Source organism: Wolbachia endosymbiont of Chrysomya megacephala (assembly GCF_008245065.1).
Taxonomy (GTDB): Bacteria; Pseudomonadota; Alphaproteobacteria; order Rickettsiales; family Anaplasmataceae; genus Wolbachia.
The window spans coordinates 152,751-169,450 of the sequence record NZ_CP021120.1; the positions used below are offsets into that span (position 1 = coordinate 152,751).

The 16,700-nt window shown below is 35.4% G+C and carries 13 protein-coding genes, 1 tRNA gene and 2 pseudogenes; 3 read left to right on the top strand and 13 right to left on the bottom strand.

The window, feature by feature from the left end:
• Positions 1–78: 78 nt before the first annotated feature.
• Positions 79–1,071 carry an ankyrin repeat domain-containing protein gene (locus tag CAI20_RS00620; protein ID WP_149168660.1) on the bottom strand — a complete coding sequence of 331 codons (993 nt, stop codon included), beginning with the start codon at positions 1,069–1,071 and terminating at the stop codon, positions 79–81.
• Positions 1,072–1,122: 51 nt separating this feature from the next.
• Positions 1,123–2,298 (bottom strand): phage portal protein, encoded by a 1,176-nt coding sequence (locus CAI20_RS00625; RefSeq protein ID WP_149168661.1) that lies wholly within the window; start codon positions 2,296–2,298, stop codon positions 1,123–1,125.
• 311 nt (positions 2,299–2,609) lie between these two features.
• On the opposite strand from CAI20_RS00625, the gene lipB reads away from it, so the two are divergent.
• Together lipB and CAI20_RS00635 are read left to right on the top strand one after the other, a co-directional pair.
• The gene (gene lipB / locus CAI20_RS00630; RefSeq protein ID WP_052264792.1) at positions 2,610–3,227 is read left to right on the top strand and encodes a lipoyl(octanoyl) transferase LipB; all 618 of its coding nucleotides are present in this window, start codon (positions 2,610–2,612) and stop codon (positions 3,225–3,227) included.
• On the top strand, positions 3,227–4,186 hold the full coding sequence (locus tag CAI20_RS00635; RefSeq protein ID WP_052264793.1) for an LD-carboxypeptidase: 960 nt from the start codon (positions 3,227–3,229) through the stop codon (positions 4,184–4,186). Before lipB ends, CAI20_RS00635 begins: the two co-directional genes overlap by 1 nt.
• A gap of 188 nt (positions 4,187–4,374) precedes the next feature.
• Here the strand turns inward: CAI20_RS00635 and CAI20_RS00640 are convergent, their stop codons facing one another.
• The 8 genes and pseudogenes from CAI20_RS00640 to dnaE form a co-directional block, all read right to left on the bottom strand.
• Positions 4,375–5,313, bottom strand: a complete 939-nt coding sequence (locus CAI20_RS00640) for an ankyrin repeat domain-containing protein (protein ID WP_149169000.1) — start codon at positions 5,311–5,313, stop codon at positions 4,375–4,377.
• A gap of 263 nt (positions 5,314–5,576) precedes the next feature.
• Positions 5,577–6,517, bottom strand: a pseudogene (locus CAI20_RS06870) (IS5 family transposase).
• Positions 6,518–7,015: 498 nt separating this feature from the next.
• Positions 7,016–7,087, bottom strand: a tRNA-Met gene (locus CAI20_RS00665).
• The gene (purB, locus tag CAI20_RS00670) at positions 7,078–8,379 is read right to left on the bottom strand and encodes an adenylosuccinate lyase (protein WP_149168663.1); all 1,302 of its coding nucleotides are present in this window, start codon (positions 8,377–8,379) and stop codon (positions 7,078–7,080) included. Before purB ends, CAI20_RS00665 begins: the two co-directional genes overlap by 10 nt.
• Positions 8,380–8,509: 130 nt before the next feature.
• The gene (gene rplI, locus CAI20_RS00675) at positions 8,510–9,064 is read right to left on the bottom strand and encodes a 50S ribosomal protein L9 (protein WP_149168664.1); all 555 of its coding nucleotides are present in this window, start codon (positions 9,062–9,064) and stop codon (positions 8,510–8,512) included.
• 3 nt (positions 9,065–9,067) lie between these two features.
• Positions 9,068–9,346 (bottom strand): 30S ribosomal protein S18, encoded by a 279-nt coding sequence (gene rpsR / locus CAI20_RS00680; protein ID WP_015587948.1) that lies wholly within the window; start codon positions 9,344–9,346, stop codon positions 9,068–9,070.
• Positions 9,346–10,119, bottom strand: coding sequence for a 30S ribosomal protein S6 (gene rpsF, locus CAI20_RS00685; protein WP_149169001.1), 774 nt, complete (start codon positions 10,117–10,119; stop codon positions 9,346–9,348). Before rpsF ends, rpsR begins: the two co-directional genes overlap by 1 nt.
• 49 nt (positions 10,120–10,168) lie before the next feature.
• Complete coding sequence (gene dnaE, locus CAI20_RS00690; RefSeq protein WP_012481876.1) at positions 10,169–13,489, bottom strand: DNA polymerase III subunit alpha; 3,321 nt, start codon at positions 13,487–13,489, stop codon at positions 10,169–10,171.
• A gap of 514 nt (positions 13,490–14,003) precedes the next feature.
• Between dnaE and CAI20_RS06875 the strand changes: the two are divergent.
• Positions 14,004–14,944 (top strand): annotated as a pseudogene (locus CAI20_RS06875) (IS5 family transposase).
• A gap of 207 nt (positions 14,945–15,151) precedes the next feature.
• Here the strand turns inward: CAI20_RS06875 and fmt are convergent.
• From fmt to rpmI, 3 genes are read right to left on the bottom strand one after another with little or no spacing between them, the layout of a single operon-like run.
• Positions 15,152–16,051: a methionyl-tRNA formyltransferase gene (fmt, locus tag CAI20_RS00710; protein WP_012481877.1), complete on the bottom strand. Its 900-nt coding sequence runs from the start codon at positions 16,049–16,051 to the stop codon at positions 15,152–15,154.
• Positions 16,052–16,070: 19 nt separating this feature from the next.
• On the bottom strand, positions 16,071–16,436 hold the full coding sequence (gene rplT / locus CAI20_RS00715) for a 50S ribosomal protein L20 (RefSeq protein ID WP_007302081.1): 366 nt from the start codon (positions 16,434–16,436) through the stop codon (positions 16,071–16,073).
• Between the two features lie 21 nt (positions 16,437–16,457).
• Positions 16,458–16,664 carry a 50S ribosomal protein L35 gene (rpmI, locus tag CAI20_RS00720; protein ID WP_006013548.1) on the bottom strand — a complete coding sequence of 69 codons (207 nt, stop codon included), beginning with the start codon at positions 16,662–16,664 and terminating at the stop codon, positions 16,458–16,460.
• Positions 16,665–16,700 lie beyond the last annotated feature (36 nt).

Sequence of the window (16,700 nt, forward strand, 5' to 3'; positions counted from 1 at the left end):
AACATCAATTCAACTTATCATCAGGGTAATGGTAAAACTTTCTCCTTTTATAATGAGCATAGGCCTGTGTACATTACTCTAATTATGAGCTTGAGCAGCTGCTTGAAGTTGTTCAGCACTTGGATTATCCAAATTCCGACTTGGAAATGCCTCTATAATGTTCTTTAACTCTTTATCTGTTAAGTGATAAGTTACTTCGTCAAAAACTTGATTTAACACCCACAAATTAGAATTCTCTATAGCTGCTTTACTTTTATCCAATAAACCCCTTCTGTCCGATGCCTTATCAAATTGGCTTACTATCGTATTAACGTGTTCAGGAAATTCTGATATATACTCCAATGCGTCAGAACACCTTATTTCATCATATTCTCTACCAGAAAAATAACCTGCTAATTTATTCTCATCAGTCTCTCGCAGAAACTGATATAATGATATAGTGCTGTTACTAAGTTTAACGTCCTCCATCCTCTTCTCATAAGAATCCCAAAATTCGGACAATTCACTATTGTTAACAATACACTCTGGTTTCGTTGTAATACCACTATGTATCACAGCATATGCAATTATAGTTCTTACTACCATCAGTTTATCGCAATACCCTATGTGGTAATCATCACTAGCTACAATAGATAAAGGAGTCCTTCCTTTCTTGTCCACTGCATTAACATTTGCTCCTCTATCAAGCAGCAACCTTACTAATTCCTCCCGATTATACTTAAGTGCAAAATGTAAAGGAGTCATATCCAGATTATCTACTGCATTAACATTTGCTCCTCTATCAAGCAGCAATTCTGCTACCTCCACCTTGCCACTTTTAACTGCAGTATGTAAAGGAGTCCACTTTCGCCTTTCTACTGCATTAACATTTGCCCCTTTATTAAGCAGCAACTCTGCTACTTCCTTATGACCATACCTAACTGCAATATGTAAAGGAGTCTCCTTTTGCACAGTTGTTACTGCATTAATATTTGCTCCAGCTTCTATCAACTCCGTAATCTGCTGTATATTCTCTCCTTTAGAAGAATTCATTAATAGTTCATCCAATTCTCTTTGTTCCCTTTCATTCATAATTTACCCCACAATTTCATTGTAGTTAATTTAATATGCAAAAAAATAATATCAACCCAATTTATCACCACCGGGTAACGGTGGCAAGCCAAAAGCTTCTCTTTTTTCATTAAGTGTCATGAAGCTTGCGTTTTCCACGTATTTCCACATCTTTTGTCTTTTTTCCATTAGAATTTCTATCGCGTCTTTATCATATGACAAACATAAATCTTTGCCAAACTTGGGCACTAGCCAAGAATTCAGGTGACAGATAATATTTTCTAGCGTTGGTAAAATCGTCTGTTCCCAAAGGGAAAGACGTGCTTCAACTAAATTACTGTAAGTGTTATCACCCGGTATGCCAAGCAACTGCGGCGGAACGCCAAAAGCTAGCGCAATATCACGAGCTGAGCTATGTTTTGACTCAATAAAATCCATATCCCTCGGTGATAAGCTCATTTCCTTCCACTCTAAACCTCCTTCAAGTAATATCGGTCTTCCAGCGTTGACAGGACCTGAGTAATGATCATTTATCTGCGCTTTTAAGCGTTGGTACTGCTCTTGACTTAAGTTTCCAACGCTTCCATCCTTTTCTGATTTCACAACTATTGCACCACTTGGTCTTGCTCCATTTTGCAGCATTGCCTGATTCCAAGCACCAGCCTGATTATGCTGATCTATACTATATGCAGCTGCCTCAATTGGTGAAAGTCCATACCAATCATTCAAAGGGTTAAAGGTTTTAAGATGCAGTACTGTTGAACGCCCAGTCAATTTATCAACTTTAAAGTCATAACTGTTGTTATTTACGGTATAACGATAGGCATAAGGAACGTTACTTCTCCCCGGAACAATTTCAACTCTATCAGGGCGCAGAAGATAAAGCTCTGTTGGTTTGTTCTGCAGCTCAATCATCAATATATAAGAATTGCCGTTAACTAACCGATAAGTTACAATCCCCTCAATAAATTCTGATTTTGATGTCATTGGATTAGGAGAATAAAGTAACTTCAGTAACGGATGTGCTTTTAGTTGTGATTTTCCCTGGTCAGTAAGCTGGCAGAGAATAAAAGGTACCGAAGATGCAGCACTTGCGATCATATTAATTGCTCGAAAGGCAATAACATTTTTTATGTAACCTTCCTCAGCAAAACTTACATAATCACGCCTACTCCAACTTGGTTCCATCATTAGTTGCAAAGCAGAGTATTCACTGCTTTTCTTTCTTTGAAAAATGTTAAAATTCATATGTGCCTCCTGAAAAATTAAATTTGTTAAAAGATTAAAATTATAGTTGAATTATATCAATTGGTGTTACAAGAATGATATCATCTGAGTAGCTGACACTAGTTCGTTTGCGATAGTGCCATTCAAGTAGCCCATATTTGTCATCCAAGTAGCTTGACACTAGGATCCATCTTTTTATACAATTTAGTCAAATACGTTCCTTTTAGCGTAAAGCAACTATGCTCACCAGTTCAGTGTGCTATCTACAATTAAATTTCTGGATTCCAGTGTCAAGCGCTGGAATGACATTGATAGACCTAAAGAAATAGAACATGACAGAATGGCTAATCTCTAACCAATTTACTGATTATAACCATGCTATAAAATTCATGGAAGCAAAAATTCAACAAATTTACAATAATTTGTCTGATGAGCTAGTATGGCTGCTCCAGCACCCTCCACTTTACACAGCAGGAATCGGTGCAACAGATGATGACATTATTGAAAAATTATTTCCTATATATAAAACAGGTAGGGGTGGTAAATATACATATCACGGACCAGGGCAGCGCATTATATATTTAATGCTAAATCTTAAAAAAAGAAACAAATGTGACATAAAACTATATATCAGAGACCTAAGTAATTGGATCATAAATGTTTTAAAACACTTTAATATACTTGGGGAATTTAAGGAAGATAGAATAGGCATTTGGGTGAACAACAACGGAGTAGAAGAAAAAATAGCAGCTTTTGGCATTCGCTTGAGAAAATGGGTAACTTATCACGGCATAGCGCTTAATGTCTCTCCAAACCTTTCCCACTATGAGGGTATTATTCCTTGTGGACTAAAAGATTACGGCGTTACATCAATGGAAAAACTAGGAGTAAAAGTTTCTCTTTGCGAATTAGATGATATATTAAAGCAAGAGTTTCATAAGATATTTTAATGTATTCCTTTATTCTTTATTTTCTATGCCTTTTACTCACTAATCCTGCAAATCAAGTTGATATTATTGCTCCTTCTTCGAAGGGAAAAGAATCAGATCTGCCCACTATAAAAGAATCCGTAAAAACTTTGGGTTTTAATCCTCACATTTCGGAGAAAATATACAGTAATGACAACCCATTTTATTCTAACTCTGATGAGTTTAGAGCGAATGATTTGGTTAATGCGCTCACTGATGATAGCAAAATAATTTGGTGTATCAGAGGAGGAGAAGGGGCTTCTCGGCTAATTCCCTATCTAGAAAAGTTACCCAATGATAAAAAAGAAAGAATTGCTCAAAACAAAAAAATTCTTATAGGCTATAGTGATATCACTGCTTTACATATTTATCTGCAAGTTAAATATGACTGGCAAACTCTTCACGGTACCATGTTGGAAATGATAGTAAATAACTCTGTTGCTGAAACCTCTGTTGAAAAATTAAAAGAGTTAATTCTTAAGCAACGCAACTCTATCAGATTTGATAACCTAAAAATGATCGACAATGGCATTAGACTAAAAAATGGCAAATTAGAGTCTAAAATCATCGGTGGTAATATGACTTTGGTTGAAAATAGCATAGGAACTGCTTGGCAAATAAACGCAAAAAACAAAATTCTATTTTTAGAAGACATAAAAGTTTATCCATATTCAATTGAGCGAAGTCTAGATCACCTAAAACAAGCTCATATTTTTGATGGAGTAGATGCAGTAATATTCGGTGACTTTGTTAACTGTTATAATGATAATCTTGTTGAAATTGTAAAAGAAAGGTTTGCAAAAAGTGTTAACTTTCCAGTATTTACAATAAAAGGGGTAGGACATGGACATAGAAATGACCCTTTACCTCTCAACACTCACACTATCATCAGCATGCAAGACGAGAAAGAGTTTATGGATGTGCAACAGTTATACAAGTAGCTTTATCTCACACTCCTTTCATTCCAGCACCTTCGTTGTCATCCTAGTATCCCCCCTTGTCATCCCAGTGCCTAGACACTGGGATCCAGATCAAGTACGGCTATTATCCAAATAACCCTTCGTTGTTATTCAAGCAGCCCCTTCATTGTCATCCCAGTACTGGGATCCAGGAACCTGCGTCACGCGCTCTAATATGAAGAAATGCTAGTAACTCCCTGCTGTTCATTTATTGAGTTGACAATTGGTTTTTCTGCTCCATCAACTTTAGTACTAGGCTTTAGTAATTCATATGTAGCACAACCAACTACCAGTGCTGCTGCTGTAACTGCAACCACTGCTATAACGATAGGTATCAACTGAGCTGTAATTGTTCCAGTTGTAAAAAGTGCCACTGCTATAGCAGTGCCTAATAATGTATTCACTCCACCAGCAATCATTGCCTTATTACGTGCTTTCACAAAAGAACCTCCTCTTGCGTCTAATAGAGCTTTTACTACGTCTTGATTCTTAGCATAACCTTCAGCATAATCTAAAGGAGTCTTTCCATATCGATCTACTGCGTTAACATTTGCTCCTTCTTGGATTAAAACCTCTACTGTCTTTTTGTGACCATTCCTAGCAGCGAAATGCAAAGGAGTCGCATCACGCCAACCTTTCTCATTAACATTTGCTCCTTTTTCGAGTAAAACCCCTACTATATTTGCTCGACCATGAAGAGCAGCGACATGTAAAGGAGTCCACCCTTCAATATCTACTGCATTAACATTTGCTTTTGCTTTGAGTAAAACCTCTACTGTCTTTTTGTGACCATTCCCAGCAGCGAAATGCAAAGGAGTCGCATCACGCCAACCTTTCTCATCAACATTTGCTCCTTTTTCGAGTAAAACCTTTACTACATCTACGTGACCATTCTTAGCAGCTATCATTAATAACGTCAATTTTTCATATGCGGGAATATAAAATACATAATTTACATCAAATTTACCTTTCTTCCACTCTTGATATAGACCTTGATCCTGTTTTTCTAGTTCTGTTTTTATTTCCTCAATTATATTATCTTTATTTAAGCCTTCCTTAACCTCAATCGTCCTCAGTACTTTTTCCAGTGACTCATATTCTCCTATCATAATTCTACCTTCAATATTAAACAATATGTTTAATTATTACATAATTATGATGAAAAGTCAACTCAAATAAGCTAATAACCGGGATTGTGAATAGTAAATTAGATTCAAATAGCCTCTTTGGTGTCATCCGAGTAGCTTGACACTGGAATCTAACTAAGTTGGTAAACACGAAAGCGCTTTTTTTGACGGAATTGCACAAAAAAACTGGATTCCAGTGGGCTTTGTTGCACAGCTCTTCGGATAGTGGGTAATGTATAATAAATTCATGAAGCTATATCAAACTTAGCCATGCCTATTTCAGTAAATTTGTTAAGCAAATAACACTTGAGTAGCAGTTCCTTCTCACGATTAATCTCAGATTTATTCCTAAAACTAAATCCAAATATTTGCTTCAGTCGCGAGAAAAAACTTTCTATATAAGATCTCTTCCAATAATTTATCTCTTTTTTCCACCTCTTCATACCATCTTCATCATATGACTTTATGAGCTTGATTGTAGAATTTCTCTCATTCATATAATCCAACTTTGGATGCTCTACTGCATTATTTTGCGGAGGAATCCTTGTCTTTATGTCAAGCTCATCGCACAGTTTGTATAACTTCTTTCGATCTATCTGCATATATCGTGCTTATGTTATACTTGGTATCCACTCTTTCAATAAGATCACAGGCTCCATAGTGGTCGGAATAAACTCCACTACTGTATTTTGCAGCTATAACTTTTTTACTACCTATCTCTAGCATTACATCTTGTTTGCTCATAGCGGCGATACTTTCTATCTGTACCATTTGCCTTACTATGGTCTGGAATATTATTGTAGATGCTGATACCTGTACTATCTATAGCAATTTCAATATCTTCCATATCGTTCTTATCAACTCTGCAGTCGTTGATTTTGATATTAAGCTTTTTAAACCTTCTTGAAGCCTGCGAATAGCTGATAATTTGCAAAATTTTCCCTATTTGCTCAAGATATTTCTCTATAAATCCCACTGTTTGCCTAAGACCAATCCTGAATAGATAGGTTATTATGTGAATTAGAATCACTACTTTGTCGCTGTAGACATTGTTGCCACCTGCTACTTTTGGACTATTTTCGTACCAATTTTCAATGGCATCGTTGATATAATGAAAAACATTTCCCCTTTCTTGAAGAAATTTGTTATATTCATTGCAGTTACTGACTTTCATTCTTATTGGCATATTTTTCCTTTGTCGGCTAAATATCTATTTTATAACAAATTCCATCAGTAACTGCCTGTTCTTTCCTTGAGTGGTGCAACAAAGCCATTCCAGCATCAAGTGCTGGAATGACATGGTGAAATATTATTCAAGTAGCCTCTGTCCCAGTGCCTATTCGGTGTCATTCAAGTCAACTCTTTTCATCCCAGTGCCTAGACACTGGGATCCAGAAAACTTCACTTTAAATGAGTGCATTAGATTGTCTTTATATAGATGTCAGTGTCAGCTACTCGGATGAAATTCATTTAGTTGTCTTTTCTCATCTACCTTACCACTTTCTTGAACGGATACCATTAGCCATTCCCCTGAATAGATACAACAAATGTTGTATCTTTATCACTTCACATACATTATTCCATATACTATATGAACAACTGAAAAAAGACTTCAGTTAATTGACAATGAATCACGTTATTTTGTCAAATGCGCTGCTATCGCCAAACCATAGCTTAGCTTGAGTGGCTGAGGAGGGATTTGAACCCCCGACCAAGAGATTATGATCCTCCTGCTCTACCACTGAGCTACTCAGCCTCATTAAAAACCTTGCTATATATATGATCTACATGCTTCGTATAATACTTCAAATCAAACAAAGATTCAAGTTTTTTAGAGTTAATAACTTCAAGTAAGGATTTATCTTGTTTCAGTTCGGCCAGAAAATCACTATTGTTTTGTTTCACTTTCATTGCATTGCTCTGAACAATTTTATACGCCTCTTCCCTCGCCAAACCACTATTTACCAACTTGAGTAATACTCGTTGTGAAAAAACCAAGCCTTTTGAAGAATTTAAGTTCTTTTCAATATTTTCCTTATTGATCACCAATTTATCTATCAAATCTGTTAATCGTACTAAAGCAAAATCCATTGCTATACAAGCATCAGGAGCAATGCACCTTTCCACAGACGAGTGCGATATATCTCGTTCGTGCCATAATGCAACATTTTCTAATGCAGGAAAAACGTAGCTGCGTACTAAGCGTGAGAGCCCAGTCAAATTCTCACTTAAAATAGGATTACACTTATGCGGCATAGCAGAACTTCCCTTCTGTCCAGTGGAAAAATATTCAGAGATTTCGCCGACTTCAGTTCTTTGCAAATGACGAATCTCAATTGCAATATTTTCTATTGAGCTTGCAATTACTCCCAAAATTGAAAAGAACATGGCATGTCTATCACGAGGGATGACTTGAGACGATATGGTTTCAGGTATGAGTCCCATTTCTTTCGCTACATACTCTTCAACAAATGGATTAATATTTGTAAAATTACCTACTGCACCTGATATTTTACAAATTGAGATCTCTTTTTGCGCGCTAATTAATCTCTGATAATTGCGTTTAAATTCAGCATAAAATCTAGCAAATTTTAATCCAAGAGTTATTGGTTCTGCATGCATTCCATGACTGCGCCCAACACAAACAATATCTTTATAGTCCTCAGCTTTTTTTTTCAATACTATAAGTAAATTTTTTAGATTCTTGAGTAAAATATCACATGACTCTTTCAACTGCACTGCAAAGCATGTATCTAAAACATCAGAACTTGTCATTCCGTAATGGAGATAACGAACATCAACTCCCGCTTTTTCAGCAATATATGTCAAAAAGGCTATAACATCATGTTTTACAATGGATTCAATTTCGTTAATACGCTCAATATCAAATTCAATAGCACCAGAGAGCTTTTCAGCAACATCATTTGGAATAACTTTTAATTTTGCTTGAGCTTCACATGCTAATTTTTCTATTTTGAGCCATATGTTGAACTTATTTTTTTCTTCCCAAATAGAAGAGATTTCTTTGCGGCTATAGCGTGGAATCATTTTTGATTTATTCCAATAATGGTGTCATTCCAGTGTCATGCACTGGAATGACATGAGGGGAGCACTGGGATGATACCAGCCTAGCAATGGAAGACATTTCTTTACGACTATAACAAGGGATCATCTTTGATCAGCTATCATCAGCATCAGCAGCTTCTTTACTCGCATCTTGCTCTGCCTCTTGTTGCTCAGATTTCTGATTTTGCAACTTTGCTTGCCTTAATTCATGTGCATCTTTCTCAGATCTGACAACGTATATAGTAATTGGCACTATCACTTTACTATGTAATTCTATATTCACTTGATACTCGCCCAAATTTTTGATGCTTATTCCACCCAAAGATAAACTATGATGACTTATATCATATCCTTCTTGTAATAAAGTTTTTGCAATTTCACGTGTGGTTACAGAGCCAAAAATCTTTCCATCCTCTGAAGCTTGCTTTATTAATATAATAAATTTATCATGCAGTGATGATGCAAGCACTTTTGCTGCATTTAATTTTTTGATATTTTCTTCTTCCAATAATAAACGCTGTTCCTCTAACTTTATTAAATTTTCCTTAGTGGCTTTCATCGCCTTTTTTTGTGGAAAAAGAAAATTACGTGCATAACCTGGCTTAACTTTGACAACTTCACCAAGCTTACCTAAAGTTGTTATATTTTCCTTTAAAATTATTAACATAAATTACCTAACTTTTTTAGTACAGTAAGGAGCAAGAGCTAAAAAGCGTGCTCTTATAATTGCTAAGCGCAACTTTCTTTGTTTTCTTGCGCACACACCTGTTAACCTTCTAGGTAATATTCTACCATAGTCAGAGGTGAATTTGGACAATAAATCTATATTCTTATAGTCTATGTCCTCATCTTTAGATGCAGCAAGAGGACAGACCTTAGGACGCCTAAAGCCAGTTCTGTTATTTACAGACACGTAAGAATTATTAAAACTATTTCGTCTTTTCATCATTATGCACTTTTCTCCTCAATTTGTTTATCCATCATGTAAGATTTACCTTTAAAAAACTCATTAACCCGTACAGACAAGTGGCGAATAATATTCTCATTCAGTTTTACTCTACGCTCAAATTCATCCATAATGCTTGAAGTAAAACTTATACACATCATACAGTAATGACCACTTTTCATCTTATTTATTGGGTATGCAAAATCCAATAGACCCCAATATTCATATTTTATCAATCCTGAAGCTTCAATATTTTTCAAAAGCACTTCCAGCGTTTTATTCAATTGATTTGAGTCTACTATTTTAAAACTTTTTAAAACCTCTTGAAGGGGCTTTATTAGATGTTGTGAAATATTTTCCTTAAAAGCATTTACTACATTATAGATAAATGCACTTTTAATGTTAGCTCCTGGAAGGTCCATAAAATTTTGTTTTATTCCCGTATCACTTAGTTCATTTTTCAATTCTTTATCGATTCTTGACTTTATTTCTTTTAAATTTGAAAAATCTTCTTCCAATTCAACCCACAAAATTTTTGTCAGAGTTTCCAAAAAATCAGAGTAAACAATCAGACTTTTTTTAATGCTTTGGGTACTTGCCTCTAGCTCTTGTTTTGTAACTGTGCTATGTTCTCTTTCTATGAGACCTTTAACCTCCTGAGAAATAACATCTGCTTTAATATTTTTCAACAAAATAGCCAATTCTTGGACCATTTCTTCTACTTCTTGCTGCAATAAGTTCGGTTGTGCTATAAAAGTAAATTCATAGAGATTCACTATATCTTCCTTTAATATCAATTAAACACTTTAATTATATAAAACTTTTTTATATAAGCAAGTTATTTGTATTAATTTCTACGTCTTCAATCCAACTTAAGTGAGATATTTCATAAATAGCTTTGGGGGTGATTGAATATGTACCTGGCAACAAGATGCTGACTTTATGTTTTTCGAGAAGAAACTTTAGCATTATTTTGGTTTTGCCTCCATTTTTCAACACTGCATTCAACTCCTCAGCAACTTTTTGCGAATCTGAACATACAGCAGTTAAAACTAATCCTTTCATTAGAGAAGTAACCTTTTCTGTAAATTCAGATATGTCCTTTCCTGATAGTCTCGTTGTGTTTTCTGAAATTTCAAGATCAATTATCACAAATGCTCCAGGTGAAAATAGATTCCTTTTTTCTTCTATTATTTCATTATTGTAGAATGCTATTTCAGAAACATTGTGGGGATCAGAAAGTGTTAGTATAACAAATCTTCCACGTTCTGAGGTTCTCATACGCACATTTAATATTACACCAGCAGTTTTTATCGTTTTACTCTCTCCGATAAACCCAATATTTAATTTTTTCAAGAGAGTTCTAAACTTTTCAAGTGGATGATTAGTTAAGTAAAATCCCAATGAAAATAACTCATGCTCTAATTTTTCCTCTTCATTAAAATCTTCCACGTTCTCAAGTTTTGGCTTCAGAATATCAAGATGACCAAATAAAGCAGCTTGATTTGACTGCCTATTTTTATTTGCAAAGTAAATCAATGTGTCTATTGACTCGTATAACTGCTTTCTATTTTTGTGCACACTATCGAATGTTCCAGATTTAATTAAACTTTCTAATGCCCTTTTATTTATTATATGCCCCAAATTTTGAATGAATTCCCATATGTCCTTATAAGAACTTGAGCGTGCATTTACTATTCCTTCTGCTATAGCAAAACCAACATTACGCAAAGCAGCAATTCCGTAGCGTATGTGCTCACCCCCTATTGAAAATTCAGCCTTAGATTTGCTGATATCAGGCGAAAGAACAGCAACTCCACTGAATTTTGCAGCATGATAAAACAAATTCAGTTTGTCTCTATCATCAATGTTGAGATTCATCAAGGCCGTAAAAAATTCTAGCGGGTAGTTAGCCTTAAGGTAAGCTGTTTGGTAAGATATAATCGCATATGCTGCAGCGTGGGATTTATTAAATCCATAACCAGCAAATTTTGCAACAAGATCAAAAATATAACTTGCCCTGTCGTAATCAACACCGTTTTTTGTTGCTCCTTGAACAAAAAGTTCACGTTGTTTATCCATCTCTGCCTTAATTTTCTTACCCATGGCACGTCTGAGTAAATCCGCCTCTGCTAAGCTATATCCAGAGAGAATACGCGCTATTTCCATTACCTGTTCTTGGTAGATTATTACTCCGAATGTTTCTTTTAACACCTCCTCAAGCAATGGATGAATGTAATCTGGCTTTTCAAGTCCATGCTTTCTTGCAACATAAGTTGGAATGTTATCCATAGGCCCTGGGCGATAAAGAGAAATTAAAGCGATGATATCTTCAATGCAGTCTGGCTTTAGTTTTATTAAAGCTTCTCTCATTCCCGAACTTTCAAGCTGAAACACTCCGATTGAATCACCTCTTGAGAGCATTTCATAGGTTCTTTGATCAATCAAAGAAACTGAGGAAATATCAAATTTTTTTTTATCACGATTAATTAAACGACATACATGATCTATTAGTGTTAGCGTACCAAGTCCAAGAAAATCAAATTTTATTAACCCAGCTTTCTCTACATATTTCATGCTGTATTGAGTGATTGGCAGAGCCGAATTTGGATCATAATAGACGGGAACAAAATTTTCTAATTTTTGATCGCATATTACAATTCCAGCAGCATGAGTTGAAACGTGACGATATATTCCTTCGAGCTTTAGAGATATATCAAGAAGTTTGGCAATTACTTCATCACTATCCCTTTCTTTCTGAAGATTTTGATCAAACTCTATCGCTTGCGATAAAGTTACAGGATTTACTGGATTAAATGGAACCATTTTAGATATTTTATCCACTTGAGAGTAAGGCATTTGCAATACTCTACCAACATCACGCAATACTGCCCTTGCTTGCAATTTTCCAAAAGTGATTATTTGAGCAACATAACCGTACTTTTTCTGAACATAATCAATAACCAGGTCCCTTTTCTCTTGGCAGAAATCGATATCAAAGTCAGGCATCGATACACGATCAGGATTTAAAAATCTTTCAAAGATCAGACCAAATTTTATTGGATCAAGATCTGTAATCTGCAAGCTCCAAGCAACAATTGATCCAGCACCAGAACCTCTTCCCGGTCCAACTGGAATGCCATTTGCTTTGCTCCAACGAATGAAATCAGAAACTATCAAAAAATAGCCAGCGTAGTTCATCGAAGTTATTACGCTTAGTTCGTAATTCAGCCGATCGTAGTATTGTTTAAGGTCTATGTCCGTTTCATTTGCAATGCGGAATTCTAATCCTGCAACTGCCTGCTCCCTCAGTTCTTCATTCTCAGTTTTATTTTCTCGACAAGGAAATTTAGGCAAGATAGGCTGCCTGCTTCTTGGCATGTAAGAGCACCGCTTAGCTATCACTAAAGTGTTATAAATTGCTTCGGGAATGTCGCTGAACAGTTCCTCCATTTCTGCCACAGATTTGAAGTAATGCTCGGTAGTTAACTTCTTTCTGTTATTCTCCAGGGCATAACTGCCCTCCGATATGCACGTTAATATATCATAAGCTTCATAATCAGATCTATTTGAAAAAAACACATCATTCGTTGCCACTAGTGGTATATTGCGCTGATAAGCAAAATCTATTAAAGCTTCTTCAAGCTCTAGCTCTTTATTCAGCCCATGACGCTGCAATTCAACATATAAATGACCATCGAATGCTGAAAGCAGTTTTTCAACCGTTTCTTTGTCTTGCTCCAATAACAGTTGAGCCAAACATCCACCAGTTAAGGCGATTAGACCTGTATTAAAACTTAATAGCTCATCAAAATCAACGTAGGGAATATCGCTGCTATTTTTGCGCTTTTTAAAAGACTCACTCACCAAAGTGACTAAATTAGTGTACCCTTGTTCATTTTTTGCAAGTAGGAGTATTGATAAATTTTGTTCTAAGTGTCGAACGATAATATTGCATCCTACTATTAGCTGTATTCCCTTATTTGCTGCATATTCTGCAAATTCAAGTGAGCCAAATAAGTTGCCTGAATCAGTAACTGCAACTGCCGGCATTTTGTTCTGCAAACAAAGACCAATCAGCTCCTCAATTTTAACCGAACTCTCAAGCAGAGAATAAACGCTATGAACACGTAAGTGTATGAACATAAAAAATTTTAGATTAGCAATAGTTAAGGATAACATTAATTTACTTATAAGGATATGCAATAGAGTCAACTTGACAAACCTCATCAGTCTTCTTATCATGACAATAAGAGTATTTATCCTTGTTTTTAATCTCTGCAGATTTAACAACAAAAATTCAGTAAAAAACTCAGGTATATATTGGCAGATTACATAAAATTATAGCGGCTGCATGTCTTTTTTATTTTTTCTACATTCAGCCAAAACGCGCTTTAAATAAGCGTTAGCACATTATTACAATGCCGATTTACATTATTATAGGGTTAAAACTCACTACTGGGGGATTCTTTTGCCTTTTTTTGCTTGGTAAATTTCTTAATATTTTTGATTGGTTAGGAGTTCTATAGAGATGTCATTTCAGTGCTTCTTATTACCTGTTCTGGATCCCAGTGGGCTTTGTTGCACCACTCAAGGAAAGAACAGGCAGTTACTGATGGAATTTGTTATAAAATAGATATTTAGCCGACAAAAGAAAAATATGCCAATAAGAATGAAAGTCAGTAACTGCAATGAATATAACAAATTTCTTCAAGAAAGGGGAAATGTTTTTCATTATATCAACGATGCCATTGAAAATTGGTACGAAAATAGTCCAAAAGTAGCAGGTGGCAACAATGTCTACAGCGACAAAGTAGTGATTCTAATTCACATAATAACCTATCTATTCAGGATTGGTCTTAGGCAAACAGTGGGATTTATAGAGAAATATCTTGAGCAAATAGGGAAAATTTTGCAAATTATCAGCTATTCGCAGGCTTCAAGAAGGTTTAAAAAGCTTAATATCAAAATCAACGACTGCAGAGTTGATAAGAACGATATGGAAGATATTGAAATTGCTATAGATAGTACAGGTATCAGCATCTACAATAATATTCCAGGCCATAGTAAGGCAAATGGTACAGATAGAAAGTATCGCCGCTATGAGCAAACAAGATGTAATGCTAGAGATAGGTAGTAAAAAAGTTATAGCTGCAAAATACAGTAGTGGAGTTTATTCCGACCACTATGGAGCCTGTGATCTTATTGAAAGAGTGGATACCAAGTATAACATAAGCACGATATATGCAGATAGATCGAAAGAAGTTATACAAACTGTGCGATGAGCTTGACATAAAGACAAGGATTCCTCCGCAAAATAATGCAGTAGAGCATCCAAAGTTGGATTATATGAATGAGAGAAATTCTACAATCAAGCTCATAAAGTCATATGATGAAGATGGTATGAAGAGGTGGAAAAAAGAGATAAATTATTGGAAGAGATCTTATATAGAAAGTTTTTTCTCGCGACTGAAGCAAATATTTGGATTTAGTTTTAGGAATAAATCTGAGATTAATCGTGAGAAGGAACTGCTACTCAAGTGTTATTTGCTTAACAAATTTACTGAAATAGGCATGGCTAAGTTTGATATAGCTTCATGAATTTATTATACATTACCCACTATCCGAAGAGCTGTGCAACAAAGCCATTCCAGTGTCAAGCACTGACCATCTACTACTCAAATTACCTGCAAATTGCAATGTTCGTACACCAAAACGCGGTATCTTGTTGTAGATTCCGCTAACAAGCAGCGGAATACCAAATTGTAGAAGTTGCTTTAGCTCTCCTCACTCTCCTTTCAAAGTAGTCTATTCTATAAATTTTTTTGTTAAACTTGATTTTAAGCCACGAACAAAATCTTTAATATCGCAAGGATTTCTTCCTTCCATTTGTACAACTTTAGGAATTAAAGTACCACCTTTTAAACTTATATGCATATTATCATTAATGATCTCACCTTGTCCTGAAGTGAAGGCTTCAAATTCAGCATCAAGTATCTTGATACGTTTATTCTCTACCTTAATGAATGCTTTTGGATAAAATGCTTTAACCTTTCTATAAGCAATTTCACAGGCGTCACTTGCGTAAATTTTATAGTCTTTTACTTTGTCAGCATAGCACGCATCGTTATCGCTCTGTTTTAAGGGAACTTGCTTTTCAATTTCGTTTAGTACTTTCAGCAGTAAATCACTACCTAATTCAGACAATTTATCATACAACGTCTTATAATTATCGCTTTTTTCAATAAGAAATTTTTTCTGTTTTAAAATAGGGCCAGAATCTAATCCTTCATCTAGCTGCATAATGCTAACTCCGGTTTCTTGATCTCCGGCTAAAATTGTGTGCTGTATCGGAGCTGCACCGCGCCACCTAGGCAGCAATGATGGATGAATATTAATACAACCATATTTGGGAATATTTAAAATTTCTTTTGGAAGTATCAATCCATACGCAGCAACAACTGCAACGTCTGGCTTAAAATTTCCAAACTTTTCTTGCTCTATCGAAGATTTTAAAGAGGCAGGAGTACATACCTCTATGTCACTTTTTTCAGCAACGATGTGTACTGGCGATTTTGTTAACCTCTGCCTACGTCCAGAAGGCTTTGGAGCTTTGGTATATACTGCTACTACTTCACTCTGTAATTTCAATAGTAAGTTTAACGCACCAACAGCAAACCCCGGTGACCCCATGAAAATAATTCTCATGTTTTCAGGTGTGTTTGCTTTAGGAATTTTCTGCTAACTTACTACTTACAGTTTCTATTAATTTAGCAAAATCATCCTTATGATTAACAGCCATCTCAGCAAGAATTTTTCTATTCAAATCAACTCCAACAAGTTTAAGACCATGCATAAACCTACCATAAGTAAGTCCATGTTCTCTTGCCGCTGCATTAATACGTATTATCCACAAACCACGAAAATCACGCTTGCGATTTCTTCTGTCTCTATAAGCATACTGTAGTGCTTTTTCAACCCTTTGTAATGCAATTCTATAACAATTCTTTGCCCGTCCTCTATAACCCTTTGCTAATTTTAATACCTTTTTATGACGAGCATGAGTAGCGGTTCCACGCTTTATCCGAGCCATTTTTATCTTACCTCCATTTTATTAAATACCATAAGGCATATAAAGTTTAACTATACGCGAGTCAGATTTATTGAGAATCGTTGTACCGCGTTGATTACGAATATTAGATTTACTTCTTTTTACCATGCCATGTCTCTTACCTGACTGAGTAGAGATGACTTTACCCTTAGCTGTAAGGTGAAAGCGCTTTTTGACAGAAGATTTGGTTTTTAATTTTATTTTCGTCATATTCTAAACAAATTTACAAACATCACTATTTAGTTC

Bases quoted from the DNA above. Each gene is read 5' to 3' on its own strand.
- purB (WP_149168663.1), bottom strand. From the start codon at position 8,379: ATGATTCCACGCTATAGCCGCAAAGAAATCTCTTCTATTTGGGAAGAA.
- CAI20_RS00620 (WP_149168660.1), bottom strand. From the start codon at position 1,071: ATGAATGAAAGGGAACAAAGAGAATTGGATGAACTATTAATGAATTCT.
- CAI20_RS00640 (WP_149169000.1), bottom strand. From the start codon at position 5,313: ATGATAGGAGAATATGAGTCACTGGAAAAAGTACTGAGGACGATTGAG.
- CAI20_RS00625 (WP_149168661.1), bottom strand. From the start codon at position 2,298: ATGAATTTTAACATTTTTCAAAGAAAGAAAAGCAGTGAATACTCTGCT.
- fmt (WP_012481877.1), bottom strand. From the start codon at position 16,051: ATGAGAATTATTTTCATGGGGTCACCGGGGTTTGCTGTTGGTGCGTTA.
- dnaE (WP_012481876.1), bottom strand. From the start codon at position 13,489: ATGTTCATACACTTACGTGTTCATAGCGTTTATTCTCTGCTTGAGAGT.
- rpmI (WP_006013548.1), bottom strand. From the start codon at position 16,664: ATGACGAAAATAAAATTAAAAACCAAATCTTCTGTCAAAAAGCGCTTT.
- CAI20_RS00635 (WP_052264793.1), top strand. From the start codon at position 3,227: ATGTATTCCTTTATTCTTTATTTTCTATGCCTTTTACTCACTAATCCT.
- rpsR (WP_015587948.1), bottom strand. From the start codon at position 9,346: ATGATGAAAAGACGAAATAGTTTTAATAATTCTTACGTGTCTGTAAAT.
- lipB (WP_052264792.1), top strand. From the start codon at position 2,610: ATGACAGAATGGCTAATCTCTAACCAATTTACTGATTATAACCATGCT.
- rplT (WP_007302081.1), bottom strand. From the start codon at position 16,436: ATGGCTCGGATAAAGCGTGGAACCGCTACTCATGCTCGTCATAAAAAG.
- rplI (WP_149168664.1), bottom strand. From the start codon at position 9,064: ATGTTAATAATTTTAAAGGAAAATATAACAACTTTAGGTAAGCTTGGT.